Genomic DNA, 26,199 nt, shown 5'->3' with positions numbered 1-26,199 from the left:
CTCAGGTGCACTACCCAACCACCGGGCACCTCCCGTCGTTAGGTACGCGGTGGAGGTCGCGTTCCTGGTCTGGATGCGGCGGCCGAAACGCCCTCCGCACTTTGCTGGACGGCCCGAAGTAGCCCTCGAGAACGTCGGCGGCGCCGATCACTCCCATTTCAGCGCATCTGGGTTCCACGACTTCGAGCTTGCCGCCCCGGCCAGCACAGGGTCGATGAAGCCCGCGACAAGTTCGGTCGCAGCGGCGACGGCGAGGCGGTCGGCGAGATGGGGAACGCGCCTTGCCATCTTGGCGTATGCCGGCCCCCAGGTCGGTGGGACTTCGAAGTGAGTGAGCGGGTGCATCCGACAGCGGCGCGCTTCGACCTCCGAAGCATGCGCGAGTGCGGTGCCATCGACGCGTTGGGTGACAGCGATGACAGCGAGGTCGACGAGATCCTTCTCGCGGCTACTCGAGCGATCGTGATGCAACTCCATCGTGGCCCAGACCTTGTCCGCGACCTGGTCGACGATCGGATAGAGCCGGTAAGGATGGCTGATCAGTCGCGGGAGAGGCAGTCGGTTTGCCGGCTCGACGGTGGTGACCGGCGCGGTCAGTCCGGCGCCGGTGGCGAGGTCGATGTTGATGCGACCCTTGTGCTGAACGCCGAGGTACACGTCGAAGGAGACGCGGAACCCATCCACGTAGGGCTGCTGCTCGCCGGCGACCGATGCGTGGTGCTCACCATAGATGAATCGGAAGTGGTCGCCGAGGTCGAGTTCCGCCAGACGGCGGAGGTCTGCCAGCGCCTGATCGACAGTGAAGCCATCGCAGTAGAGGTCGATGTCCAAGGTAGAGCGGGCGGACGGGATGCGCGCGAGCATGCCGGTTCCGCCTTTGAGGAGCCATTCGGAGTCGTCGCCTTCACTGAACACACGACTGAGAAGGCGGCGGAAGTACTCGAAGCGGATCCGCTCCGCGACCGTCAGAGATGGATCATCCTTGGTTGCAGCCGCGGCGGCGGCCTTGATCGCCGACTCGACACCGGCCGCGGACGGGTACGGTTTGAAGTCAGTCACGATTGCCACCTCGGGCGAGGGTGTCGAGTGCGCGCAGGTCGGCCGCGACCGTCGCGATCGAGGCCAGGCTCGGCTCCGCCTCGTTGGTCAGCCGCGCGATGGTCCGGCTGAGTCCACGCAGCGACCCCGACATCTCGACAAGGCGATCAAGGAGCGCGTTGCCATCACCGGCCGGGAGTCCGTTGCGGGAAGCGAGGGGGGCGAGCAGCGCCTGAAGTCGGGCGAGATCCAGATGTCCGCTGCGTAGAGCATCCCCCATGGCGTCTGCGACGAGGCTGAGGTCGGTGCGCCCTTCTACGAGGTCGGCGATCGTCCGCTCCCTGGTCGTGGCCGGGAGCCCGTGCGCGATGGTGATGTCCTGCCGAGGCAGCGCACGGGTCCGGTAGTGGATCTCGGAGCGCTGGGACTGTCGCCGCCGCGGGGTCGAGAACTCGTGACGGTCGGGCGGCAGGTCTCCGATGTGGTGCAGATGTGCCGCAGAGGCGCCGGTGACGACCACGCCATCGGCCAGACTTCGGAGGCGAATCTCGGCAATCTCTCCGGGTTGGGTGCTCAGCCATGCGGCTCGCAGCGCCTCGAACTCGTCGCTGGGCGCGCCCACATCCCGGTACACACCGTGCATCACACGCTGAAGGTGGCCGGTATCGGCCAGGCGCGACAGCATGAGCCGACTCACCCCGAGAGAAGCCGCCTGCGCGGCGGTGACCATGCCCCACTGCGAGGCTGTCACCGCGGCGAGCACCTTCAGCGCCTGGGAAGCATTCATGCTTGAAATGTATCTCTCCGGAAGAAACATTCCAAGCTTCACCTTCGCGGGAGCCTGGCGAACTCGCCCCTGCCTGGTCGGAGAGCCGTAAGCCCCGACGGATCTACTCGGTGCCTTCGGCGGCGCGGATTTCGGTGGTTAGTTGGTGGACGGCGAGGCGGAGGGCTTGTTCGGCGTCTACGCCTAGGGTGCGGGACTCGCGGACGATGGTCATGAGTTGGTGGCCGATTCGGTCGAGGTCTGTGTCGGCCGCGGGCGGGAGTTCGGCGGGGAGGACCTTGGCGGCGCGGCCCAGGACCTTGTCGGCCAGGGCCAGGGCGGGGAGTGCGAGGGGGATGCCTTCGAGGACTGAAGAGCGTTGTTTTTCGGCGGCCTTGATGGTTTCCCAGTTGGCCTCGACGGCGGCGGCGTCTGCTGCGTCGACGGTGCCGAAGACGTGGGGGTGGCGGCGGATGAGTTTTTCGACGATGTCGGCGGCTACGTCGTCGATCGTGAAGATCTCGTCGTCCTGGGCGATCCGGGAATGAAAGGCGACCTGGAGGAGCAGGTCGCCGAGTTCCTCGCGGAGGTGGTCCCGGTCGCCGGTGTCGATCGCCTCGAGCGTCTCGTACGTCTCCTCGAGCAGGTACTTCGCCAGGCTCTCGTGCGTCTGCTCCTGGTCCCACGGGCAGTTCCGCCGCAGCCGGTCCATCACCCGGACCAGATCGATCAGCCGCGCCCCAGGTACGTCGTACGCCCCGTGCAGGATCTCCACGCCGTACGCCGCCTGCGGGTCCCGGGTCCGCTCGTCCGCGACGACCCGCAGCAGTCCCGGCTCGCCGTCGTCGCCGGTCAGCCACACGACCTGCCGGCCGGCCTCGGCCGCGGACGAGAGCCACGACCAGGCGGCCTCGGCACCGGCGTCGACCTGCGTGACGACCAGGCCGGAACCGATCACGGCCTGTACGTCGGGGCGGTCCGGCCCTCCTGCCGCGCCGATCTCGTCGGCGGCCTCGAGCGCCTGCCAGGTGGCGCGGGTGAGGAGCCCGGGGGCGACACGAGGACTCGTGAGGACGACCTTGATACCACCCGCGGACCCGTCAGGCATTCGCCGTCAGCCCTGGCCCTGCTGCTGGGCGGCGGCCTCGGCGGCCTTGCGCTTGGCCGCGGTCTGGTCGGACTCCTTGGACAGCGAACCGGAGACCGCCGTGTCGAGCCGGCCGTCGCTCCACTGACCGAAGCGCGGCGCGACCGTCACCTTGATGTCCTTCGAGGCGGCGTTCAGGGCCTGCAGCCCCTCCTGCGCCTTCTGCTGGCCGTCCGTGTCGTGGATGCCCTTGCCGCCGGCGAGCTTGATCGTGACGATCAGCGTCGCGGCGAGCTTGTCCAGGAACGCGCGGGACGCCGGATCGGCCTGCAGCTTCTGGTACGCCTCGGCGCTCGGCGCCACGGCGTTCTTGGCCGCGTCGGCCACCTCCGCGTCGCTGACCGGGATCGCCTTCTGCTGCCGGACCTGCGCCGCGAGCTCGTTGCTGACCATCCCGTTCAGCGCGGCCTGGTCGGGGTACGCCTCACCGAGTGCCGCGCCGACGGCGCGCGAGGTCTTGTCGACGTCGCCGATGCTGATCTCGGTGTCACCGATCATCGCTGCCGCGCCGGGGTGGGTGCCCGCCGCACAACCGCCGGTCAGCAGCACCGTCGCCACCACCACACCGAGAGCCCGAAGCCGTGTGCTCACCGAATCTCCTCGCAATGTCCTGTCAGGTTCACGCGGGCACCACAATAGGTTCGGCGATCACGTCGTCGATCAACCGGGTGCACCATTGCAGCAGCTCCTGGTCGCGGAGCGGCTGACCGCCGATCTGCCGGGTGGCAGGTCGTGGCACCAGAATGGTATGCAGTTGCGGCTTCACCAGACTCTTCGGGTACAGCCTGTTGAGCCGGAGCACCTTCGAGTCGGGCAGTTCGACCGGTCCGAACCGGATCAGGTTCCCCTGCAGCGTGACGTCGTGCAGCCCCGCCCGGCGGGCGTGGTTGCGGAACTTCGCCACCTCGATCAGGTTCAGCACGGCCTGCGGAATGTCGCCGTACCGGTCGTGCAGCTCTTCGACCAGTTCGGCGATTCCGTCGGAGTCCCGTACGGCGGCCAGCCGCTGGTACATCTCCAGGCGCAGGCGCTGCGACGGGATGTAGTCGTGCGGCAGGTGCGCGTCGATCGGGAGCTCGATCTTGACCTCGGGCTCCTCGGCCTGGGTGTCGCCGCGGTACTCCGCGACCGCCTCGCCGACCAGCCGCACGTACAGGTCGAAGCCGACGTCCGCGATGTGCCCGGACTGCTCGCCGCCGAGCAGGTTGCCGGCGCCGCGGATCTCCAGGTCCTTCATCGCGACCGCCATACCCCCGCCCAGATCCGAGTGCTGCGCGATGGTGGCGAGCCGGTCGTGCGCGGTCTCGGTCAGCGGCTTCTCCGGCGGGAAGAAGAAGTATGCGTACGCGCGCTCCCGGCCACGACCGACCCGGCCGCGGAGCTGGTGCAGCTGGGACAGGCCGAGCAGGTCGGCGCGCTCGACGATCATCGTGTTCGCGTTCGAGATGTCGATCCCGGACTCGACGATCGTCGTACACACGATCACATCGAACTGCTTCTCCCAGAAGCCCTGGATGACGTTCTCGAGCGTGTGCTCGTTCATCTGGCCGTGCGCGACGCTGACGCGCGCCTCGGGGACCAGTTGCCGGATCCGCGCAGCCGCCTTCTCGATCGTGTTCACCCGGTTGTGGACGACGAAGACCTGGCCCTCGCGGAGCAGCTCGCGCCGGATCGCGGCGGTCACCTGGCCCTCCTCGTACGCGCCGACGAAGGTCAGCACCGGGTGCCGCTCCTCCGGCGGGGTCGCGATCGTCGACATCTCGCGGATCCCGGTGATCGACATCTCCAGGGTCCGCGGGATCGGTGTCGCGGACATCGTCAGTACGTCGACCGCGGTGCGCAGCCGCTTCAGCTGTTCCTTGTGCTCGACGCCGAACCGCTGCTCCTCGTCGACCACGACCAGCCCGAGGTCCTTGAACGCGACCTCGCCGCTGAACAGCCGGTGCGTCCCGATCACCACGTCGACCGACCCGTCGGCGAGACCGTCGATGGTGGCCTTGGCCTCCTTGTCGGTCTGGAACCGCGACAGCGGCGCCACGTTCACCGGGAACGCGGCGTACCGCTCGGCGAAGGTCGCGTAGTGCTGCTGCACGAGCAGCGTCGTCGGCACGAGTACGGCGACCTGCTTGCCGTCCTGCACCGCCTTGAAGGCGGCCCGGACGGCGATCTCGGTCTTGCCGTAGCCGACGTCGCCGCAGACGATCCGGTCCATCGGCATGACGCGTTCCATGTCGTGCTTGACGTCGTCGATGGTGGCGAGCTGGTCGGGCGTCTCCACGAACGGGAACGCGTCCTCGAGCTCGCGCTGCCACGGGGTGTCCTTGGCGAAGGCATGCCCCTTGGTCGCCTGGCGCGCGGCGTACAGCTTGATCAGCTCGCCGGCGATCTGCCGGACCGCCTTGCGGGCGCGGCCCTTGCGCTTGGCCCAGTCCCCGCCGCCCATCTTGTCGAGCGACGGCTGCTCGCCGCCGACGTACCGCGTGACCTGGTCGAGCTGGTCGGTCGGCACGTACAGGCGGTCGCCGGGTTGGCCGCGCTTGCTCGGCGCGAACTCGATCACGACGTACTCGCGGGTGGCCTTCTGGGATCCGGTGCCGACGGTCCGCTGCATCATCTCGACGTACCGGCCGACGCCGTGCTGCTCGTGGACGACGTAGTCGCCGGGCTGCAGCTCGAGCGGGTCGATCGTCTTCTTGCGGCGCGACGGCATCCGTTGCTGGGAACGGCGTTCGGCCATCGAGCGCTGGCCGGCCAGGTCGTTCTCGGTGAGCACCGCGAACTTGATGCCCTCGGCAATGAACCCCTGCTCCAGCTGGCCCTGCGAGATCAGTACGACGCCGGGCTCGGGGGTCTCCTCGATCCCGTCGACCACCCGGGCCGGCAGCTCGGCCTCGGAGAACACCTCGGCCAGCCGCTGCGCGGGACCGTGCCCTTCGGTGACGCACACGACGCGCCAGCCGTCCCGGAGCCAGCCGCGGATGTCCTCGGCTGCGGCCGCCGTCTCACCGCGGTACGGGTCGACTTCGTGGACGGCGAGGATCCTGCTGGTGACCGCACCGGCCTCGGTGTCGATGTCGAACGCGACCCGCGCCCCCATCGAGTCCCGCAGCTCGGGCGCGTCGGTCGGAGCGGCCGCGAACGGCGACATGCTCCACCAGGCCAGCCCCTTGCTCAGGGCCTGCGACCGGACGTCGCCGAGCGACATGTACGCCGCCGCGCCCAAGTCGATCGGGGCCTCCCCGCCACCGGCTGCCGCGGCCCAGGACGCCTCCAGGAACTCCTGGCTGGTCGCCACCAGGTCATGTGCCCGCGCGCGCACCCGCTCGGGATCGCTGACAACCACGTGCGTACCGGCCGGCATCAGGTCGACCAGCAGCTCCATGTGGTCGACGAGCACCGGCGCCAGCGACTCCATGCCCTCGACGGCATGCCCTTCGGCGAGCTTCTCGAACAGTTCGGCCAGCTCGGGATGTTCCTTCGCCAGTACGGCGGCCCGCGCGCGGACCTCCTCGGTCAGCAGCAGCTCGCGGCACGGAGGGGCCCACAGACCGTGCTCGGCGATCTCCAGCGAGCGCTGGTCGGCGACCGCGAAGTACCTGATCTCCTCGACGTCGTCGCCGAAGAAGTCCACCCGCAGCGGGTGCTCCTCGGTCGGCGGGAAGACGTCGATGATGCCGCCGCGGACCGCGAACTCCCCGCGCCGCTCGACCAGGTCCACCCGGTGGTACGCCGCGGCAGCGAGCCGCTCGACGACGTCCTCGAGCTCGACCGAGTCGCCGACGTGCAACTGCACGGGCCTCAGGTCCGCGAGCCCGGCGACCTGCGGCTGCAGCACGGACCGCACCGGCGCGACCAGGATCCGGATCGGACCGGTCGTCTCGTCGGACGGATCCGGATGCACGAGACGACGCAGTACGGCGAGTCGCCGGCCGACCGTGTCGGAGCGGGGCGACAGGCGCTCGTGCGGCAGCGTCTCCCAGGCCGGGTAGTAGGCGACCGTGCCGGGCTCCTCGACGAGGCACTGGAGGGCCTCGGTGAGCTCCTCGGCCTCGCGGAAGGTGGCGGTGACGGCGAGCACCGGACGGTCGGCGCCGTTCTGGGCCGCGGCGATCGCGGCGAGCAGGACCGGGCGCACCGGCGTCGGCGCGCTCAGGTCGAGGGTCGTGACGGTGTCGCCGCGGGCGTCCCGAACGGCCTCGGCCACCACCGGATCGGTGATCAGGGTGTCGACGAGACCGCTGAGTTTCACGAGTTGTACTTCCCTTGAGTTGCCTCTAGGCCGTCGGTGAGCAGGGATTCGACTGCATCTGCAGAGCGGTCGACGGCGAACGGAAGGTCCTTGCGTTCGGTCGCGGAGAACTCGTTCAGGACGAAGTCGGCGGGTGCCTGCCGGCCCGGCGGACGACCCACACCGAACCGAACTCGATAGTACTCACCGGTGCCAAGCGATTTCCGCAGCGATTTCAGCCCGTTGTGGCCGTTGTCGCCGCCGCCGAACTTGCACCGCAGGACACCGAAGTCGATGTCCAGCTCGTCGTGCACCACGACCAGGTTGGCCGGGTCCAGCTTGAAGAACTTCAGCAGCCCCGACACCGGTCCGCCGGACTCGTTCATGTACGCGCGGGGCTTGGCCAGGATCGTCCGCAGGCCGCTGATCCGGGTCTCGATCACCTCGGACTTGACCTGCTTGCTCTGCTTCCACTTCGCGCCGGTCCGGGCCGCCAGCTCGTCGGCGACCAGCTGCCCGATGTTGTGCCGGGTGCGGGCATACGAAGGGCCGGGATTCCCCAGTCCGACGACCAACCACACGTCGTCCGCCACGGATCCCGGCCCTCCCGAAGATGTCTGGTGCTGCGGCAGCAGACTACTCGGCCGCGGCGGCCACCGGCTCGGCCGAAGCGCCCTCGGCACCCTCGGCGCCTTCGGTGTCGCCCTCGAGCTGCTCGGCGGTCGGCTGCTGGGTGACGTTCACGACCAGGGTGTCCGGCTCGACGGCCAGCGTCGTACCGGTCGGCAGGGTCAGGTCGGACGCGTGGATCTGGGCGCCGATCTCGAGGCCCTCGATCGACACGGTGACACCGTCGGGGATGTGCGTCGCCTCGGCCTCGACCAGAATGCTCTGCGCCTCCAGGACGACCAGGGCGTCGCTGACGGCGTCGCCCTCGAGGTGCACGGCGATGTCGACCTGGACCTTCTCGCCGCGGCGGACGATGACCAGGTCCACGTGCTCGATGGTGCCCTTCAGCGGGTCGCGCTGGACCTGCTTCGGCAGCGCCAGGTGGGACTCGCCGTCCTCGACCTCGATCAGCAGCAGGGCGTTGGCGGTCTTCAGGGCCAGCATGGTGTCGTGACCGGGCAGCGTGATGTGCACCGGGTCACTGCCGTGGCCGTACAGGACAGCGGGAACCTTGTTGTCCCGGCGGATTCGGCGGGCAGCCCCCTTGCCGAACTCCGTGCGCGATTCGGCTTGGATCTTGACCTCGGCCACGACTGAACTCCTCAAAGCGTTGCGGTGATCTGTTGTCTGGATAGAACTCGGCTGCGGCCTCAGCGGGCGCCTGCTGACCCCGAGAAGGCGTCAGGCAACGAACCACCGCGTCGATCACGGAGCCGCGCCCAACAGTTCACGGGGGGCGTCCCTCGCCGAGGCAACCAAAACAGTCTACCCACGAGCCCGGCCAGACGGGAAATCCGTCCCGCCGAGGCATTTTGCTCCAGGTCCGACGGGGTTCCGGTGAGCGCTTTTCCGACCCTCCGGCCGGATGTGTGGGTGGCGGCGCACCCGGGGACTTGAGACAGACCCTGGAGGGCTGGAACAGCACATTTCCTGTCTCCACCCACCAACTCCTGTCTCCAGTCACGATCGCACCACCGCACCTCACCACCGCACCACACCACCCCTCGCTCGCTCGCACGCACCGCATACGAGGGGATATCCGATGGTGTTGTGGCTTCTCTGTTGGTACTAGAGGGGAGAACCCACAACATCAGGGGATATCCGGTGGTGATCGGGCTGGTGGCGGCGCGGCTGCTCGCGGCGGGGTGATGTGCACGCTCGACAGGTAGTGCACCCGCGAGACGCTGTACGCACGGACACGTTCACGCTCAAGTGCACTACCCCACCACCCGACACATCCTGTCGAGCTTGCAGATCACACCGCTTTTCAGGACCCCGGCTTCGGTACGTTGCTCCGGTGATCTCGCCGTACGCCGTGCTCAGCCTGCTGTTCCCGATCGTGCTGATCGGTGGCGTGACCGGCCTGATCGTCTGGCGGATGCGCCGCCGGCAGGAGCTGCTGAGGCAGCGCGCCGCGGAGGTGGCGTCGGTCGGGTGGTATCCGGCCCCGCCGAACCCGTGGCTGGCGCAGATCGCCGCGAACCTGTTCCGCGAGGGCGAGCCCGGCGAGACGTACGCCGGCGTGTACAACGGCCGCGGTCTGTGCGTACTCGATTACACGTACGTCACCAGCAACGGCAAGACCCAGCAGACCCACACCGTCAACCTGGTCGCCCTGACCCTCCCGGTCGCGTTGCCGCCGCTGACGATCCGGCACGAGTCGGGTCTGCGGCGGATGTTCCTCGGAGGCGATCTCGAGCTGGAGAACCAGCAGTTCAACGACCGGTTCCGCGTGGAGTGCGTCGACAAGCGGTACGGGTCGGCCGTCATGCATCCCCGGATGATGGAGTGCGTGCTGTTCAACCCGGGGCTGGAGTGGCAGATCGCCGGGAACGCGTTCGTGTCCTGGTCGGTCGACGGGTTCGTCGTACCGGATGTGCTGGCCCGGCTGGACGCGATGACGCGGCTGATCGACCTGATCCCGCCGTTCGTGCTGCGCGACTACGGGCAGCCGACGTTCAGCTGAGTTTGGTCCAGACCTGCCGGAGCGCGCGGGCCGCGTCGCCTTCGAGGCCCGCAGCGTCCAAGGTCTCGGCCAGCTCGTCGAACTCCGGACCCCACCGCCAGGCGACACCGCGGAGCTGGTCCGGGAGTCCCGGATCCTTCAGCGAGCCGCCGTCCGCGCGGGTCTGCTGCGCGATCAGCGCCTCGGTGACACCGTGCTTCTCGGCCAGCTGGAAAGCGAGCACCGCCAGCGCCGCCTTGCCCTTGTTGTATAGCGCGTACGACGATTTCGCCGCGCTGGCCGCACCCGGTTCGGCGCCGACCACCATCGGGGTGACCGCGGTCCCGGCCCACAACGCTGCGACCTGGTCGGCCGCCGTACCGGACAGCATCAGATGTGTCGGGCTAGGCCCACCAGTCGGCGGTGGCCCAACCACACCGGCGTCGACGAACGTTGCATCGGGTACGGCGGACTGGGCTTCACGCAACGACGCCGGGGACAGCGGATTCGCCTCGACGTACAAGCCCGCGAAGCCCGCAGCGCCAACCTGCCGCGCGATGTCGACCGCGCCTTGCGGTGCACACGAACAAAGCACCGCCTCCGCACCGCCCACCGCGTCCGCGAAGGACGCACCGAGCAGCCCGGCCTCGTCGGCCCGCGCCTTGGAAGCGTCACTGCGACCGTCCGGCACCCAGGACACCTCATGACCCGCGGCGACCAGCTGCGCCGCGAGCTTCGAACCCATCGCTCCCGGGTGGAAGACGGCGATCCGCATGTCAGGCGCGGCCCTCGAACAGGCTGGTCACCGAGCCGTCCTCGAACACCTCGCGGATCGCGCGGCTGATCAGCGGCGCGATCGACAGTTCGGTGAGCTTGTCGAAGCGGCGCTCCTCGGCGATCGGCAGCGTGTTCGTGACGATCACCTCGCTGGCCTGGCAGTTCTTCAGCCGGTCCACCGCAGGACCGGACAGGATCGCGTGGGTCGCGGCGATCACCACGCCCGCGGCGCCCTCGGCGTACAGCGCGTCAGCCGCCTTGGTGATGGTGCCGGCGGTGTCGATCATGTCATCGACCAGGATGCAGACCCGGCCCTTGACCTCACCGACGACCCGGTTCGCGACCGTCTCGTTCGGGCGGTCGATGTCGCGGGTCTTGTGGATGAAGGCCAGCGGCGCGTTGTTCAGCCGCGCCGACCACTGCTCGGCCACCTTGATCCGGCCGGCGTCCGGCGACACCACGGCCAGCTGTTCGTCGCCGTACTTGTTCCGGACGTACTCGCTCAGGATCGGCATCGCCATCAGGTGGTCCACCGGGCCGTCGAAGAAGCCCTGGATCTGCGAGGTGTGCAGGTCCACGCAGATCAGCCGGTTGGCGCCCGCGGTCTTGAACAGGTCGGCCATCAGCCGGGCCGAGATCGGCTCCCGGCCGCGGTGCTTCTTGTCCTGCCGCGCGTACCCGTAGAACGGGAGCACCACGGTGATCCGCTTGGCCGACGCCCGCTTCAGCGCGTCGACCATGATCAGCTGCTCCATGATCCACTCGTTGATCGGCGAGGTGTGGCTCTGGATCACGAACGCGTCGCTGCCCCGGACCGACTCCTCGAACCGGACGTAGATCTCGCCGTTGGCGAAGTCGTACGCCTGGGTCGGGACCAGGCCGGACCCGAGCTCCGTGGCCACCTCCTCGGCCAGACCGGGATGCGCCCGGCCGGAGAAAACCATCAGGTTCTTCTCGGTGGTTCGTTTCATCCCGCTCATCGCCCGCGCCTCCCGTTGTTCTCGTACCGCTCAGGCCTGCTGCTCGTCCGGCTGATCGGCGAGCGCCGCCTCGGCCGCCGCGGCGGTCTTGGTGCCGGGACGCTTCCGCGCGACCCAGCCCTTGATGTTGCGCTGCCGGCCGCGCGCGACCGCGATCTCGCCCGGGCCGACGTCCTCGGTGAGCGCCGTACCGGCCGCCAGGTAGGCGCCGTCGGCGATCGTCCGCGGCGCCACGATCACCGAGTTGCTGCCGATGAACGAGTGCTTGCCGACGTGCGTCGGGTGCTTCGCGACACCGTCGTAGTTCGCGAAGATCGTGCCGGCGCCGATGTTCGCGCCCTCGCCGATCGTCGCGTCGCCGGCGTAGGTCAGGTGCGGGACCTTCGCGCCGTCGCCGATGGTGGAGTTCTTCGTCTCGACGAACGTGCCGATCTTGCCCTTCACGCCGAGCCTGGTGCCCGGGCGCAGGTACGCGAACGGGCCGACGCTCGCGCCGTCGCCGATCACCGCGAGCGTCCCGTGGGTGCGGATGATCGTCGCGTTCTCGCCGATCTCGACGTCGGTGAGCGTGGTGTCCGGGCCGATCGTCGTACCGCTCCCGACCACGGTGGCGCCGTGCAGTTGGGTGTTCGGCAGCAGGGTGACGTCCTGGGCGAGGTCGACGGTCCGGTCGACCCAGGTGGTGTTCGGGTCGACGATCGTGACGCCCTCGCGCATGAGCTTGGTGAGCGTACGGCGGTTCAGTTCGGCGCGCAGCGTGGCGAGCTGGACCCGGTCGTTGACGCCTTCGGTCTGCATCTCGTCGTTGGTGACGTGTGAGCCGACCCGCTTGCCGTCGGTCCGGGCGATGCCGATCACGTCGGTCAGGTAGAGCTCGCCCTGGGCGTTGTCGGTGGTGAGCCGGCTGAGACCGTCCCGCAGGGTGGCCGCGTCGAACACGTAGATCCCGGCGTTGATCTCGTCGATCGCCCGCTGCTCCGCGGTCGCGTCCTTGTGCTCGACAATCGCGGCGACGGTGCCATCCGCGCCCTGCACGATCCGCCCGTACCCGGTCGGATCAGGCACCCGCGCGGTCAGGACGGTGACCGCGTTGCCGTGCTTGTCGTGCTCGGCGATCAGGTCGTGCAGCGTCTCCGCCTCGAGCAGCGGGACGTCACCCGACGTCACGATCACCGAGCCGTCGAAGTCCTTGGGTATGGCGGTGAGCCCGGCGCGGACCGCGTCGCCGGTGCCCAGCTGCCGCTCCTGGACGGCGGTGCGGGCCTCCGGGTCGACGTTCTTGAGGTGTTCCTCGACCAGTTCGCGGCCGTTGCCGACCACGACCACGAGGTGCTCCGGACTGAGCGCCCGCGCGGTGAGCACGGCATGACCGACGAGACTGCGCCCGCCGATCTCGTGCAACACCTTCGGGGTCGCCGATTTCATCCGGGTTCCGAGACCGGCGGCCATGATCACGACCGCCGCGGGGCGATGGGAAGTCACGCGGTCTTCTCCTCGAGTTCCCTGCGAGTTCTTTCGACAAGTATCAGCATGGGCACCCGAAACAGCGCCCGCGCAAGCCTACTTGCTTCCCGAACACCCGCCCGCACGGGGACCGCGAGACCGATCTCACCCCACCCGGAACACCAACCGCCCCGTCCGGTGACTCTCGGTAATCATCGTGACCTACTTCGCCACCTTTCATCGGCACGCCGGGCGGGATCCTGGTCCTGCGGTACGTCGCCTCGACCAAGTCCGACCTGGGCGCAGTACGCGGTCACCCCGTGCAGGCAGAACCCACTCGATCCGGCCGACACGCCACACGGTCCACCGGTTGTGCCTGCGTGAGGATCCGCCTGGGCCGGGCTGCGGATCGGGACGGCCCGCGTACCGGCGGAGGTGGTCGCCGCGATCCACGGGCTCGCGGTCCGTGGCCTGCCCGAGCGCCAGTTCGGTCGTTCAGCACCTGGCGCGAGCCTGCAGAAAAGCGCCCGACAACGACATGTCGAAAGACCCAGCCGCGCTGCTTGCAAGGTGTCTGTCGCTTTTCGCCCGGCGCGGAGGCTCAGGCGAACGTCATCGGATCAGGATTGTCGGAGGGGCCTGGAATCCTTGCAGTATGGGCGATTCGCTGGTGGATGTCGGGGGCGTCACGCTGTTCGTCCGGGAGCTCGGGCGGCGGAGTGATCGGCCTTCTGTGGTGGTGATGCACGGCGGTCCTGATGTCGGGCATGGGTACCTGGTGCCTGGGTTCGAGCCGTTGGCGCGGGATCACCACGTGGTGATGTTCGACTTCCGCGGGTGCGGGCGGAGTGGTCGGGGTCTGCCTGACGACGACCTGCAGCCGGAGTTCGTCGTACGGGACACGCATCGGCTGATCGAGAGACTCGGGCTCGGGGCGGTCGACCTGGTCGGGTTCTCGACAGGTGGGCGCGCGGCGATGGAGTTCGTGCACCAGCATTCCGAGCAGGTACGGCGGTTGGTGCTCGCGTCGACGTCGGCGTACTCGTCCGCGGACAGTGCTGTCTACCTCGCGGACTGGGACGAGTACCAGCGCCGCCAACGGGTCGAGGACGAGGCGAACGGCGCCCTGCGCAACTCGACGATCTTCGTGTGGGACCTCGCCCGCGCACCGGCGTACCTGCAGCTGCTCGAATCCCTCGACACCGACCTCGGCGACTGGTCCGAGGAACGCGCAATGAACGGCCTCATGCACCCGTGGATCACGGGCGACCCCGAGCAGATCCTCCGCGCCTTCGCGAAACCCGTCCTGATCCTGCACGGCGAGAAGGACATGGGCTTCCCCGTGCAACTCGCGCGCCGCCTCCACCAAGCCGTCCCCAGCCAACTCGCCGTCATCCCCGACACCGCCCACATGTGCCATTTCGAACAACCCGAAACCTGGTCCCAACACATCCGAGAATTCCTGGACAACTGAAAACCGTGTGCCGGACTCTCACGGCGTCGATACGATCCTGAGCTGAGTGTCAGAGCGAGAAGGAGGTGGTTGCTGTGCGCGATTTCTGCGCGGTGCCGCCTCGGATCTTCTGGCGGCTCTGACTCTCACCGGGGCTCACCGCATCCGACCTTCCTGCGAGGAGTCCCAGATGCATTTCGAAGCATTGAGCGCCGTACGGGCGTTGTTCACCGACTACCCCGGGCTCTACTGGATCGCCGGCGGGTGGGCGCTCGACCTGTTCGCCGATCGGGTACGGCGGCCGCACACCGACGTCGACGTACTCGCCCTGGCCCGCGACCTCGACCTGGTCGCCGCCACGTTCACCGACCCGCGGCCGACGGTCGAGAACCCGAACACCGGCGACCAACGCCCCTGGGCACCGGGTGAGTCCTTGACGCCGGGTCCCGACGTACTTGCCTTCCCCGACGACCTGTTCCCGGCGCCGGTCCGCATCATCCTCGCGGCCTCCGACGGCGACGACTGGGTCTACCACCGCGGCCGCGGCACCCTGCGCAAACCGCTCGACGAGATCACGCTCACGACGGCCGACGGTACGCCGTACCTCGCGCCGGAGATCGTGCTGCTGTTCAAGTCCCGCAGCGACCGCCCGAAGGACATCCAGGACTTCCGCGACGTCGCCGCCGCGCTCGACCCGGCCCGTCGCGCTTGGCTGCACGATCGCATCGCCTCGCGCTACCCCGACCACGAGTGGTTGCCTGCGCTGACCTGACGTTGGTGGACTGGGAACACTCGGCGGGGTCGGTGAACAAGGTATCGCCTGTGCCCCGACACCGCGGGGTGTTCCCAGACCGATGCACCCGCACGATTGCGTAGGCTGCGGTGCTGTGCAGGCGACGCGGCTCGACATGGATCGGATTCGTGCGGCGCGCGAGGTCATCGACCCGGTGTTCCTCGACAGTCCCTTGTATCGGTGCGAGGCGCTGGAACTGGTGCTCGGCTGTGCGATCAACATCAAGCTCGAGACGGCGAATCCGGTACGAAGCTTCAAAGGTCGCGGTACCGAGGTCGTCGCGACTCAGCTCGCGGGCAGCGACTCACGCGCGGTGGTGTGCGCGAGCGCGGGCAACCTCGGGCAGGCGCTCGCGTGGTCCAGCCGCGATCGCGGTCTCGACGTCACGGTCGTCGCCTCGCGGTACGCGACCACGACCAAGCTCGACCGGATCCGCGCGCTCGGCGCCAAGCTCGAACTCGTCGACGGCGACCACGAACTCGCCCGCGAACGGGCTGCCGCAATCGCGCAGTACGACGGGATCCGCCTGCTCGAGGACAGCCTGGACCTCGAGACGTGCGAAGGCGCCGCAACCATCGGCCTCGAACTCGTCCCACAGCTCGACCTGGAACGGATCGACCCGGCGCGGATCGATCAGCCACGGTTTGATCAGGCGCGGATCGAGCAGCGGCGGCTCGATCGCGCGAGCGAGCGGCCCGTGGTGCTGATTGCGCTCGGCGGGGGTGCGATGGCGACGGGTGTGGGATACGTGCTGAAGACGCTCGCGCCGGCCGTCGAGGTGATCTGCGTTCAGCCGCTCGGCGCACCGGCGTTGACGAATTCCTGGCACCAGCGCCGCGTCATCACCACCGACACAACCGACACCATCGCGGACGGGGTCGCCGGCCGCATCCCCATCCCGGAGGTCCTCGACGACCTCCTCGTCGTCGCCGACGACGCCGTACTCGTCCAGGAATCCTCGATCGTCACCGGCCTCTGCATGCTGCTCGACCACGCCGGCCTCGTCGTCGAACCGTCGGCTGCACTCGGCATCGCCGCAGTCCTCGAGGACCGCGAGCGCTTCGCCGGACGGCAGGTGTTCACGATCGTGTGCGGCAGCAACGTCGACCTGGACAAGTACCGGGGCTGGGTCGGCCTCTGATGGCGAGGCTCGCGGTGAAACTCCTGTTGCTGGACGAGAACGACCGCCTGCTCCTCATCCACGCCAAGGACCCGAAGACCGACGCCGAGTGCTGGTACCCGGTCGGCGGCGGCGTCGAACCCGACGAGTCCCTCCAGACGGCCGCCGCGCGCGAGACGTACGAGGAGACCGGTCTGCGCGACCTGCCGCCGGGGACCCACGTGTGGACGCGGGATCACACGTACGAGTTCAACGGCGAGACTGTCGACGTACACGAGGAATGGCTCCTGCACCGCGTCGGGCGCTTCACGCCGGCCCCGGCGCAGCTGAGCAACTACGAAACCACCACGATCCTCGGCTTCCGTTGGTGGACCGCGCAGGAGCTGATCGAGACTGCCAAAACCGTGTTCCCACCACAACTCGGCCACCTGCTGACCGACCTACTCAAGGTCGAACGGTGACCGCATAGGAGAATGACTTCGTGTCTGCTCCTGCGGTCGTCATCCGTCCGGCTCGGCTCGAAGACGGCGAGTACGTCTGGCCGCTCGCCCAGGCCTTCGCCACCTCGTTCACTCCCGAACGGTCCGCGTTCGACGCGACGTGGAAGCAACTGGTCGACGTACCCGACACGCTGCTGCTGGTCGCCGAAACCGCTGAAGGCATCGTCGGCTACCTCCTCGGCAACAGCCATCTCACCTTCCTCGCCAACGGTTGCGTCGCGTGGGTCGAGGAGGTCATGGTCGACGAGAACCAGCGGCAGTCCGGAATCGGTCGCCTGCTGATGGAGCATGCCGAGCGATGGGCCGAGTCCACCGGCGCCGCCTACCTCGCCCTCGCCAGCCGCCGAGCAGGACCGTTCTACCTGGCCCTCGGCTACGAAGACTCCGCCGCCTTCTTCAAGAAGACCCTGACCTGATCCGACGATCGCATCGGGCTCGAGCAGATCAGGTGTCGTAGCAGGCGCCGGGAGCGCCTAAAGCCAGGGCGGGTCGTGTCGGCTGACGTAGGCGCGTGCGCGTTCTGTCGGATCTGCCCAGTACTGGTGCGGTTGTCGATGCACGTGCCGTTCGCAGAACTCCTGAAGGTCGCTGCTGATCGTCTCCACCTCACGGACGGGGAGACCCTCGAAGTCGCTGTTGACCTGCAGGAGTTCGGACTCGAGGTTCCAACCCGACGCATCGAACACCCATGTGCCCCACCTCGCGTACACATGCAGTGGATGCTCGAAATCACCCAGGTACAGCGCCGCCAAGTCGATCCCCTGATCGGGATAGAAGTCCCTGCAGGTCCAGGCCAACACGTGGCACGCCCCACTCGAGAAGAACGCCCGATCCGTTCGCTCCCACGAGACTCGCTGATCCGCCCGCTCGATAGCGGTCCGCCGAAACACCCCAGACGCCGTGACTGCCATGGCGCGATGCTACCGACGCGGTCCCCCGATATCCCGGAGTCGTGAGCCTACGCTGAACGTGTGGAGGATCTTGAGGCCGGCCAGTTCTTGCAACGGTTCGCTCCGGACGACGTACGAGAGACGATTGCGTGGTTGATCGCCAACGGATACACCCTGAGTTCCTGCCGTGGGGAAAGTACGTTCGGCGCCGAGATCGTCTATGTGGGAGATGCAGAGATACGCATCACCGTGGACCACTCACAGTGGCTTCTTGACGTCGCACCAAGGCCCGGGACGAAGGCATGGCAGTACGACCTACTGATCGCGGCGCGGACCGGTCAGCCCTACGGAGAGGTCTTTTCAGGAGCAGGATCGAGGTCGGCGGGAGACCCGCTCCCCGACAAGTTGCCCGAGGGCGTGAGCTGGCGAGAGACCCTGCCCGGCATCCTCCGGTGGGTCGATGGTGAGGGCGTCCAGGCTGCCGTCGACGACGCCGGGGGAACGATCCGTCACTCAATCCACCGGGAAGAACCCGGTCCTAGCTCCCCCGCCAGGTTTCGATCCTGGTCTTCGAGATTCAAAGTCTCGCGGGCTGCCGATTACCCCACGGGGGATCGTGGTTGCCGGGACAGTTTGCCATGAGTGGGGTGGATGACACGCTGAGGGGTTCCTACCTACGGTCCCGTAGGTTACGGTAGCGTAGGTAAGGACACGCTGAGCTGAGGGATTGACAGATATGACTCCACCCGCCGTTGCCGCTCCGGATGCGCCCGCCCGTACCGCGCCGGTCGTCGAGGACGTGAACACCGGAACGCTCGGCGGTGAGCAGAAGAAGCTGTGGGAGCAGGTCGCGCTGGCGCTGTTCATCGGCATCCCGTTCCTGGCGGTGCTGGCGGCGGTGCCGATCGCGTGGGGCGGGTTCCTCGGCTGGCGGGACGTCGTACTCGCGGTGGTCTTCTACACGGTCGCCGGCCACGGGATCTCGATCGGGTTCCACCGGCTGTTCACGCACAAGTCGTTCAAGCCGAACCGCCCGCTGAAGTACGCGCTCGCCATCGCCGGCTCGCTGGCGATCGAGGGCCCGGTGATCCGCTGGGTGGCCGATCACCGCAAGCACCACAAGTTCTCCGACCGTGACGGCGACCCGCACAGCCCGTGGAAGTACGGGAACACGCTGGGCGCGCTCACCAAGGGCTTCTACCACGCGCATGTCGGCTGGCTGTTCGACACCGAGCAGACCCGGCAGCGGCAGTACGCGCCGGATCTGCTGAAGGACAAGGACGTCGTCCAGGTGTCCCGGATGTTCCCGCTCCTGGTCGCCGTGAGCCTCCTCGCGCCGGCGGTCATCGGCGGCCTCTGGTCCTGGTCGTGGATGGGCGCGCTGACCGCGTTCTTCTGGGCCAGCCTGGTCCGGATCGCGCTGCTGCACCACGTCACCTGGTCGATCAACTCGATCTGCCACACGATCGGCGACCGGCCGTTCAAGAGCCGCGACAAGTCCGGCAACGTGTGGTGGCTGGCGATCCTGAGCCAGGGCGAGTCGTGGCACAACCTGCACCACTCGGACCCGACGTGCGCGCGGCACGGCGTACTCAAGGGACAGCTCGACACGTCCGCCCGCTGCATCTGGATCTTCGAGAAGAGCGGCTGGGCCAGCGACGTCCGCTGGCCGGTGCGTGAGCGCCTGGAGGCCCGCCGCGCCGACGGCAACGCCAAGACACTGAAAGCGGCTGCCTGAGGCACCATCGGCCGTAAATCGTCCACCGGCAACACCGAAGTGCGGCATGATGCTGACGTGATCACGACGTGACGGAACCCAAACCGCGGCGGTCCGGCCGAATCCGGATGACCAGTGCCGAACGTCGCGAGCAGCTCATCACCATCGCCCGCGGCCTGTTCGCCCAGAAGGGGTACGAGGCCACCTCGGTCGAGGAGATCGCACACCGTGCCGAGGTCTCCAAGCCGGTCGTCTACGAACACTTCGGCGGCAAGGAAGGTCTGTACGCCGTTGTCGTCGACCGTGAGGTACGGGCGTTGCTCGACGGTGTCACCGGCGCGCTGACGGCCGGCCGGGCGCACGAGCTCGTCGAGCAGGCGGCGCTGGCGCTGCTCGACTACATCGAGAACAACTCCGACGGCTTCCGGATCCTGGTCCGCGACTCACCGGTCGGTTCGTCGACCGGCTCGTTCATCTCGATCCTCAGCGACGTCGCGACCCGGGTCGAGCACATCCTGGCCGAGGAGTTCAAGCGCCGCGGGCTGGACCCGAAGAACGCCCCGATGTACGCCCAGATGCTGGTCGGCATGGTCGCACTCACCGGGCAGTGGTGGCTGGACGCCCGCAAACCGAAGAAGCAGGACGTCGCCGCGCACCTCGTCAACCTCGCCTGGAACGGCCTGTCCGGCCTCGAGGTGAAGCCCGTTCTCGCGACCCGGCCGCACAAGTAACAGCCTCTGGTCGTACGCCGACATCCGACCGTGGAATGACCCCCGCCAAGACCGGGCCCCGTACCCTGGCCAGCATGACGGGGATGCTGACCGCGCGGCCGCTGCCTGCCCGGAGCAGGGCGTTCGACCTGCTGCTGGCCGGTGGCCTCTGCATGATCTTCGGCTTCCTGTCACTCGCGCAGGCGCACCTGAGCGGCGTCCTCGCGTTCGGCATGCTGGTCCCGCTGATCTGGCGCCGTACCCACCCCGAGCTGGTCTTCTTCGTCGTCTGCTCGGTCGCGGTCCTGCAGTGGCTCGGCGCCGTCGAGCTGATGCCCGGCAACGTCGGCCTGCTGGTCGCGCTGTACGCGATCTCCGTGTACGGCGACGTACGACTGAGCCGGATCGCGCTGGGAATCGGCGGTCTCGGTGTCCTGATGGCGACCTCGCGGTACTGGTCGAACTCGGACTGGAAGCAGCAGGTCACGATGATGGTCGCGCTCGGCGCGCTCGTCTTCGGCGTCTGGGCGCTCGGCGAGCGCCGCCGTACCCGCGGCCTGTACGTCGCTCAGCTCGAGGAGCGGGCCGCCCAACTCGAACGCGACCGGGACCGCGAGTCGAAACTGGCCGTGAGCAACGAACGGACCCGGATCGCCCGCGAGATCCACGACGTGGTCGCGCACGGTCTGTCGATCATGATCGTCCAGGCCGACGGCGGGCTGTACGCCGCGGACCAGTCACCCGAGGCGGCGAAGAAGGCGCTCGCCACGATCGGCGACACCGGCCGCGCGAGCCTGACCGAGATGCGCAAGATGCTCGGCCTGCTCAAACAGGACGAGCAGAACGACCTCGACCCGAACCAGCCGCGCCCGCAGCCCGGCGTCTCCAGCCTGCCCGAGCTGATCGAGAACGTCCGCGAGGCCGGGCTCAGCGTCAGCTACGAGGTTACCGGGCAACCCCGCGATCTCCCGGCGCTGCTCGGGCTGACGGCGTACCGGATCGTGCAGGAGGGGCTGACGAACACGCTGAAACACGCCAGGCCCGGGGCGCGCACGTCCGTCAGTCTGGACTTCGGGCGCGAGATGCTGACCGTGGTGGTCACCGACGACGGCCGCGGCGCCGGCGTCGCGCCGAGCTCGGACCCGGGTCACGGCCTGGTCGGGATGCGGCAACGCGCCTCGGTCTCGGGCGGTACGGTGAGCGCCGGACCGAAGGCGGGCGGTGGTTACGAGGTGATCGCCCGACTGCCGTACAACCTGCCGACTGGAGAGTAATGGACGACGTGATCCGCGTGTTCCTGGTGGACGATCAGGAACTCGTCCGGGCGGGTTTCACGATGCTGGTGGACTCGCAGGCCGACATGCGGGTGGTCGGCCAGGCGGGCGACGGCGGCGAGGCACTGGAGAAGATCCAGGTGACCGCGTGCGACGTCGTACTGATGGACGTCCGGATGCCACGGTTGGACGGCGTCGAGGCCACGCGCCGGCTGCAGTCGTTGCCCCAGGCATCAACACAGCCACCGAGGGTGATCGTGTTGACCACGTTCGATCTGGACGAGTACGCGTTCGCTGCGATCAAGGCCGGCGCGGCCGGCTTCCTGCTCAAGAACACCCCACCAGCCGATCTGCTGAGCGCGATCCGCCAGGTGCACTCCGGTGACGCCGTGGTGTCTCCCAGTACGACGAAACGCCTGCTGGAGCACTTCGCCGGAGCACTGCCCGACACCGAGACCGAACGCCCCGACCTGGCCGACCTGACCGCCCGCGAACGCGAGGTACTGGTCGAGGTCGCCCGCGGCCTGTCGAACACCGAGATCGCCAAACTCTTCACGTTGTCCGAGGCAACAGTCAAGACCCACATCGGCCGAATCCTCGCCAAAACCGGCCTCCGCGACCGGGTCGCCCTAGTTGTCCTCGGCTACGAGACCGGACTGGTCCGACCGACCAAGTAATGGTGGCTCTTGCGACTGCTGTGTGGGTGGTCGCAGGGCTTGATGTGATGTGCACGCTCGACAGGATGTGTCGGGTGGCCGGGTAGTGCACCTGAGCGCGAACGCGTCCGCGCGTACACCGTCTCGCCGGTGCACTACCTGTCGAGCGTGCACATCACCCCGCCGCAACCAGCCGCGCCACCACCAACCCGATCCCCCAGCCGACTCCCCCGGCCGGGGCAGCCTCATGCCGGCCCATCGGCAGGTCACCACGCTCGACCTCCAAACCCACCTCGGCGCACTGGCGGGTTATCTCACCACTGGCCTCCTACTTCCCGCCATCGCACACACAACCCACCAGCCGGCACCACAACACCCACCCAGCCGACACGAGACCGGATATCCCCTGGCGTTGTGGGTTCTCCCCTCTAACACCAACAGAGAACCCACAACACCATCGGATATCCCCTCGTGTGCGGAGGACCTCGCCGCGCGCGCCGGCACTGGCCGACACCGGTCGGCGACACGGATCGGGCGGTGCATACCGGGCGCGGTGCGTGCGGTGGTCGCGGAGCGAGCGGTGGCGCGGTGCGACCGGTGGTGTGGTGCGGTCGGTGGTGTGGTGCGGTGCGGGTAGGGACTGGGGAGCGGAGGGGCGTAATACCTAGGTAGGACGTGCGGTCCACACCCTGGTCCGACGAATCGGGGGCCCGGGATCACTAGTTTCTTGGGCAACATCACGTTGATCCGAGGAGTGACATGAGTTTGCAGACCGGGGAGCTTGCGGCTGGGCGGTTGCCGCAGGACGGGGAGCCGCGGACCGCGATCCGGGCGCACGAGTTGCGCAAGGTGTACGGACAGGGCGATACCGCGGTCGCCGCGCTCGACGGGGTCTCGGTCGACTTCGGCGTCGGCCAGTTCACCGCGATCATGGGCCCGTCGGGGTCCGGCAAGTCGACGCTGATGCACTGCCTGGCCGGGCTGGACACCCCGACCGAGGGCCAGGTACTGCTCGGCGAGACCGAGCTGACCCGGCTGCCGGATTCCGAGCTGACCAAGATCCGCCGCGATCGGGTCGGCTTCGTGTTCCAGTCGTTCAACCTGCTCCCGATGCTGTCCGCGAACGACAACATCCTGCTCCCGCTGGAGCTCGGCAATCGCAAGCCGGACCAGGAGTGGCTCTCCACGCTGATCGAGGTACTAGGGCTGAGCGACCGGCTCACCCACCGCCCGTCGGAGCTGTCCGGTGGCCAGCAGCAGCGGGTCGCGGTGGCGCGGGCCCTGGTCGGCCGCCCGGAGGTCGTGTTCGCGGATGAGCCGACCGGCAACCTGGACTCGCGGTCCGGCGCCGAGGTGCTCGGCTTCCTGCGCCGCTCGGTGCGTGAGTTCGGTCAGACCGTGGTGATGGTGACGCACGATCCGCTCGCGGCGTCGTACGCCGACCGCGTCGTGATGCTTGCCGACGGCAAGCTGGCCGGCGAGCTGCGGCAGCCGACGCCGGAGAGCGTTCTCGACGCGCTGCGTCAGCTGGGGGCCTGACGTGCGACGTTCGCTCCTCTCCTCGCTGCGCGCCCACCTGGGCCGCCTGATCGCCGCCTGTCTGGCGATCGTCCTCGGGGTCGGTTTCGGCTCGCTCGCGATGACCGTGCACTCGTCCGCGTCACACGGTGTCGACGAAACGATCGGCGCGCAGTACAAGGGCGTTGACGCCGTCGTCTACCCGGACCAGTCGACCATCTCCCCCGACGACATCGCCAAGGTCCAGAAACTGCCGCAGGCCGCGGCGGTCGTCACGCTGACAACGGCGTACATGGACGTCGCATTCCCCGACCTGGTCCGCGGGACCACGGTCCCGATCGACGCGCTCTACAGCACAGCGCAGATCGCCGGCCCCGGCACCTCGTCCGGACGGTTGCCGACCGCAACGAACGAGATCGCCCTCCCGGCAAGGACCGCGGCCAAGCACAAGGTCGGCGTCGGCCAGAGTCTGCGGATCAGCTCGTACGACGACAAGTCGTGGACCGTCACCGTCGTCGGGCTGCTGGACGACTCGAAGTACGTCGGCAGCGCGTCCGCGGTCGCGACTCCGGCCGCGGTGAAGATCTTCGACCCGGGCGCGTTCACTCAGGGGATCGCACTGGCCGCGAAGCCCGGCGTCACCCAGCAGCAACTCGCGGACGCCGCGCAGTCCGTGGTGGCGAGCGGTCTCACCGTCTACACCGGTGAGGCCTTCATTCAGCACGAGGTGGAGGGCCTGACTCACGGCATCGATGTTCTCGGCGGGGTGTTCGGGATGTTCGCCGTGATCGCGTTGTTCGTGGCCTGCTTGGTGATCGGCAACACCTTCACGATCGTGATCGCCCAGCGCACCCGCGAGATGGCGCTACTGCGCTGCGTCGGCGCGTCCCGCAGGCAGGTGTTCTCCTCGGTCCTCGCGGAGGCCGCCGTGGTCGGCGTGATCGCGTCCGCGATCGGAGTCGTCTTCGGCGTCGCGCTCTCCGCCCTGGCGCTGGCGCTGTCCCGCGAGTTCGACTGGGGTATCCCTCCGGTGCCGTTGCACCTCGACCTGTCGTCGATCTTCCTGCCGCTCCTGCTCGGCACAGTGGCCACTTTGATCGCAGCCGTCGTACCGGCTCGGCGGGCGACGAAGGTGGCGCCGCTTGCCGCACTCCGTCCCGAGGCGGCTCCGGCCGCCGCGACCAAGGCCGGCGTACTGCGTTTGGTGCTGGGCTTCCTGCTCCTCGCCGGCGGCGGCGTACTGCTGGCGGCCGGGGCGAAGCAGCACCAGGTACTGATCGGTGTCGCGGGCGGCGCGATCTCGTTCCTCGGCATCCTCGCGATCGGCTCGCTACTCGTCCCGGCGCTGATCCGCGTGATCGGCGCGCTCCCCGCCCGCAGTGGCGGCGTACCCGCCCGGATCGCCGTCGCGAACGCGGTCCGCAACCCCCGGCGTACGGCGGCCACCACGTCGGCGCTGCTCATCGGCGTGACGCTGATCAGCCTCACCTGCGTCGGGATCGCCTCCGTACGGAAAACGTTTGACGTATCGATGGACGGCCAGTATCCGGTCGACCTGATGGTGACGACGTACAAGGAGAAGATGCCGGCCGGCGCCGAGCAGCAACTCCGTGACATCAAGGGCATCACCCAGGTCGTCCCGATCAGTACGGTGACCGTGAAAGCCGGCGGCGAGGAGATCGACGTCACCGGTATCGACGCGGACAAGGCCGGCGCGGTGATCCACAACTCCGCGCTGAGCGCGAAGCTGAAGCCGGGTACGGCGCTGGTCACCTACCCGATCATGAAGCGCCTGAAGCTCGAGGAGGGCTCGCCGGTGACGATCGTGTCGGGACAGCACAAGGTCACACTGACCGCCCGGCTGGCGATCGGGGTCGACCCGATCACGCTGACGGCGGCCGATCTGTCGAAGCTCGCGCCGAGCGCGCCGGTGACCGGGTTCTGGCTGGCGTCGGACCCGAAGGCCGACGGCGGGGACGTCGTCGATGCCGTGGAGCAGTCGATTCCGACCGTCAAGGATCTGTCCGTGCAGGGCGGACTGGCCGAGCGGACCAGCTACACGAAGATCTTCGACGTACTGCTGATCGTCGGCGTCGGTCTGCTCGGGGTGTCGGTGCTGATCGCGCTGGTCGGCGTCGGCAACACGCTCAGCCTGTCGGTGCTGGAGCGGACCCGGGAGAACGCCCTGCTCCGGGCGATGGGCCTGTCCCGCCGTCAGCTGCGCGGGATGCTCGCGATCGAATCGTTGCTGATGGCACTGGTCGCGGCCGGTCTCGGGATCGTCCTCGGTCTGATCTACGGCTGGACCGGAACGAGCGCGCTGATGGGCGGCCAGACGGTCGAGGGCGGCGTCGAGTACGCCGTACCCGGGACCCTGCTGATCGTCATCGCCGCCGTGGCCGCGATCGCGGGCCTACTCGCCTCAGTACTCCCCGCCCGCCGCGCGGCCAAGGTCGCACCAGCCGGCGCACTGGCGACCGAATAAGCCAGCGGCGGGCCCCGGGTGTGGGGGCCGGGCGGGCCGCGTCAACCCCCCCCCCCCACGCCGGCCTGCCGGCGCGGCAGACGCGAGGTT

General features: G+C 68.4%; 23 protein-coding genes and 1 tRNA gene. 12 read left to right on the top strand and 12 right to left on the bottom strand.

The features are described from left to right. Positions 1-147: 147 nt before the first annotated feature. The 7 genes from ACWF0M_RS31340 to ACWF0M_RS31310 all read right to left on the bottom strand — a co-directional run bounded on the left by ACWF0M_RS31340 (position 148) and on the right by ACWF0M_RS31310 (position 8,439). A complete protein-coding gene (locus tag ACWF0M_RS31340; protein ID WP_452239335.1) occupies positions 148-1,059 on the bottom strand; it encodes a nucleotidyl transferase AbiEii/AbiGii toxin family protein in 912 nt (303 codons plus the stop codon). After that, positions 1,052-1,855 (bottom strand): type IV toxin-antitoxin system AbiEi family antitoxin domain-containing protein, encoded by an 804-nt coding sequence (locus ACWF0M_RS31335; protein WP_452239334.1) that lies wholly within the window; start codon positions 1,853-1,855, stop codon positions 1,052-1,054. The genes ACWF0M_RS31340 and ACWF0M_RS31335 overlap by 8 nt, the downstream gene beginning before the upstream one ends. A 73-nt stretch (positions 1,856-1,928) precedes the next feature. After that, a complete protein-coding gene (locus ACWF0M_RS31330; protein WP_452239333.1) occupies positions 1,929-2,912 on the bottom strand; it encodes a MazG family protein in 984 nt (327 codons plus the stop codon). A 6-nt stretch (positions 2,913-2,918) separates the two neighbouring features. After that, entirely contained in the window at positions 2,919-3,542 is a 624-nt protein-coding gene (locus ACWF0M_RS31325; protein WP_452239332.1) for a hypothetical protein, read from the bottom strand. Between the two features lie 28 nt (positions 3,543-3,570). After that, the gene (gene mfd / locus ACWF0M_RS31320) at positions 3,571-7,200 is read right to left on the bottom strand and encodes a transcription-repair coupling factor (RefSeq protein WP_452239331.1); all 3,630 of its coding nucleotides are present in this window, start codon (positions 7,198-7,200) and stop codon (positions 3,571-3,573) included. Further along, entirely contained in the window at positions 7,197-7,772 is a 576-nt protein-coding gene (pth, locus tag ACWF0M_RS31315; RefSeq protein WP_452239330.1) for an aminoacyl-tRNA hydrolase, read from the bottom strand. Before pth ends, mfd begins: the two co-directional genes overlap by 4 nt. Before the next feature lie 43 nt (positions 7,773-7,815). Next, positions 7,816-8,439 (bottom strand): 50S ribosomal protein L25/general stress protein Ctc, encoded by a 624-nt coding sequence (locus tag ACWF0M_RS31310; RefSeq protein ID WP_452239329.1) that lies wholly within the window; start codon positions 8,437-8,439, stop codon positions 7,816-7,818. Between the two features lie 706 nt (positions 8,440-9,145). On the opposite strand from ACWF0M_RS31310, the gene ACWF0M_RS31305 reads away from it, so the two are divergent. Next, complete coding sequence (locus ACWF0M_RS31305; RefSeq protein ID WP_452239328.1) at positions 9,146-9,814, top strand: hypothetical protein; 669 nt, start codon at positions 9,146-9,148, stop codon at positions 9,812-9,814. Here the strand turns inward: ACWF0M_RS31305 and ACWF0M_RS31300 are convergent. Genes ACWF0M_RS31300 through glmU form a run of 3 tightly spaced genes read right to left on the bottom strand, consistent with a single transcriptional unit; the run spans position 9,807 to position 13,032 of the window. Further along, complete coding sequence (locus ACWF0M_RS31300; protein WP_452239327.1) at positions 9,807-10,568, bottom strand: DUF1932 domain-containing protein; 762 nt, start codon at positions 10,566-10,568, stop codon at positions 9,807-9,809. The two genes, ACWF0M_RS31305 and ACWF0M_RS31300, sit on opposite strands and share 8 nt — an antisense overlap. A gap of 1 nt (position 10,569) precedes the next feature. Beyond that, a complete protein-coding gene (locus ACWF0M_RS31295; protein WP_452239326.1) occupies positions 10,570-11,550 on the bottom strand; it encodes a ribose-phosphate diphosphokinase in 981 nt (326 codons plus the stop codon). Between the two features lie 30 nt (positions 11,551-11,580). Further along, a complete protein-coding gene (gene glmU, locus ACWF0M_RS31290; RefSeq protein WP_452239325.1) occupies positions 11,581-13,032 on the bottom strand; it encodes a bifunctional UDP-N-acetylglucosamine diphosphorylase/glucosamine-1-phosphate N-acetyltransferase GlmU in 1,452 nt (483 codons plus the stop codon). A gap of 616 nt (positions 13,033-13,648) precedes the next feature. Here glmU and ACWF0M_RS31285 point away from each other — a divergent pair. From ACWF0M_RS31285 to ACWF0M_RS31265, 5 genes are all read left to right on the top strand, one after another. Continuing rightward, positions 13,649-14,467, top strand: coding sequence for an alpha/beta fold hydrolase (locus ACWF0M_RS31285; RefSeq protein WP_452239324.1), 819 nt, complete (start codon positions 13,649-13,651; stop codon positions 14,465-14,467). Positions 14,468-14,636: 169 nt separating this feature from the next. Further along, positions 14,637-15,218: a nucleotidyltransferase domain-containing protein gene (locus ACWF0M_RS31280; RefSeq protein WP_452239323.1), complete on the top strand. Its 582-nt coding sequence runs from the start codon at positions 14,637-14,639 to the stop codon at positions 15,216-15,218. Between the two features lie 115 nt (positions 15,219-15,333). Next, positions 15,334-16,380, top strand: coding sequence for a threonine ammonia-lyase (locus ACWF0M_RS31275; RefSeq protein ID WP_452239322.1), 1,047 nt, complete (start codon positions 15,334-15,336; stop codon positions 16,378-16,380). Next, the gene (locus tag ACWF0M_RS31270; protein WP_452239321.1) at positions 16,380-16,820 is read left to right on the top strand and encodes an NUDIX hydrolase; all 441 of its coding nucleotides are present in this window, start codon (positions 16,380-16,382) and stop codon (positions 16,818-16,820) included. Before ACWF0M_RS31275 ends, ACWF0M_RS31270 begins: the two co-directional genes overlap by 1 nt. Before the next feature lie 20 nt (positions 16,821-16,840). Beyond that, a complete protein-coding gene (locus tag ACWF0M_RS31265) occupies positions 16,841-17,275 on the top strand; it encodes a GNAT family N-acetyltransferase (RefSeq protein ID WP_452239320.1) in 435 nt (144 codons plus the stop codon). 57 nt (positions 17,276-17,332) lie between these two features. On the opposite strand, the gene ACWF0M_RS31260 is transcribed toward ACWF0M_RS31265, so the two are convergent. Then, positions 17,333-17,770, bottom strand: a complete 438-nt coding sequence (locus tag ACWF0M_RS31260) for a hypothetical protein (protein ID WP_452239319.1) — start codon at positions 17,768-17,770, stop codon at positions 17,333-17,335. A 521-nt stretch (positions 17,771-18,291) separates the two neighbouring features. Continuing rightward, positions 18,292-18,363, bottom strand: a tRNA-Gln gene (locus ACWF0M_RS31255). Between the two features lie 122 nt (positions 18,364-18,485). On the opposite strand from ACWF0M_RS31255, the gene ACWF0M_RS31250 reads away from it, so the two are divergent. The 6 genes from ACWF0M_RS31250 (at position 18,486) to ACWF0M_RS31225 (ending at position 26,109) form a co-directional block, all read left to right on the top strand. After that, positions 18,486-19,487, top strand: coding sequence for an acyl-CoA desaturase (locus tag ACWF0M_RS31250; protein WP_452239318.1), 1,002 nt, complete (start codon positions 18,486-18,488; stop codon positions 19,485-19,487). A gap of 68 nt (positions 19,488-19,555) precedes the next feature. After that, the gene (locus ACWF0M_RS31245) at positions 19,556-20,197 is read left to right on the top strand and encodes a TetR/AcrR family transcriptional regulator (protein ID WP_452239317.1); all 642 of its coding nucleotides are present in this window, start codon (positions 19,556-19,558) and stop codon (positions 20,195-20,197) included. Between the two features lie 74 nt (positions 20,198-20,271). After that, positions 20,272-21,450 carry a sensor histidine kinase gene (locus tag ACWF0M_RS31240; protein ID WP_452239316.1) on the top strand — a complete coding sequence of 393 codons (1,179 nt, stop codon included), beginning with the start codon at positions 20,272-20,274 and terminating at the stop codon, positions 21,448-21,450. Next, entirely contained in the window at positions 21,450-22,127 is a 678-nt protein-coding gene (locus tag ACWF0M_RS31235; RefSeq protein ID WP_452239315.1) for a response regulator transcription factor, read from the top strand. Before ACWF0M_RS31240 ends, ACWF0M_RS31235 begins: the two co-directional genes overlap by 1 nt. A 738-nt stretch (positions 22,128-22,865) precedes the next feature. After that, entirely contained in the window at positions 22,866-23,645 is a 780-nt protein-coding gene (locus tag ACWF0M_RS31230) for an ABC transporter ATP-binding protein (protein ID WP_452239314.1), read from the top strand. 1 nt (position 23,646) lies between these two features. Further along, positions 23,647-26,109: an ABC transporter permease gene (locus tag ACWF0M_RS31225; RefSeq protein ID WP_452239313.1), complete on the top strand. Its 2,463-nt coding sequence runs from the start codon at positions 23,647-23,649 to the stop codon at positions 26,107-26,109. Positions 26,110-26,199 lie beyond the last annotated feature (90 nt).

This window comes from Kribbella sp. NPDC055110, assembly GCF_053607525.1.
The sequence above is the reverse complement of the archived record's forward strand: the minus strand, read 5'-3'. Positions and strand labels throughout refer to the sequence as shown.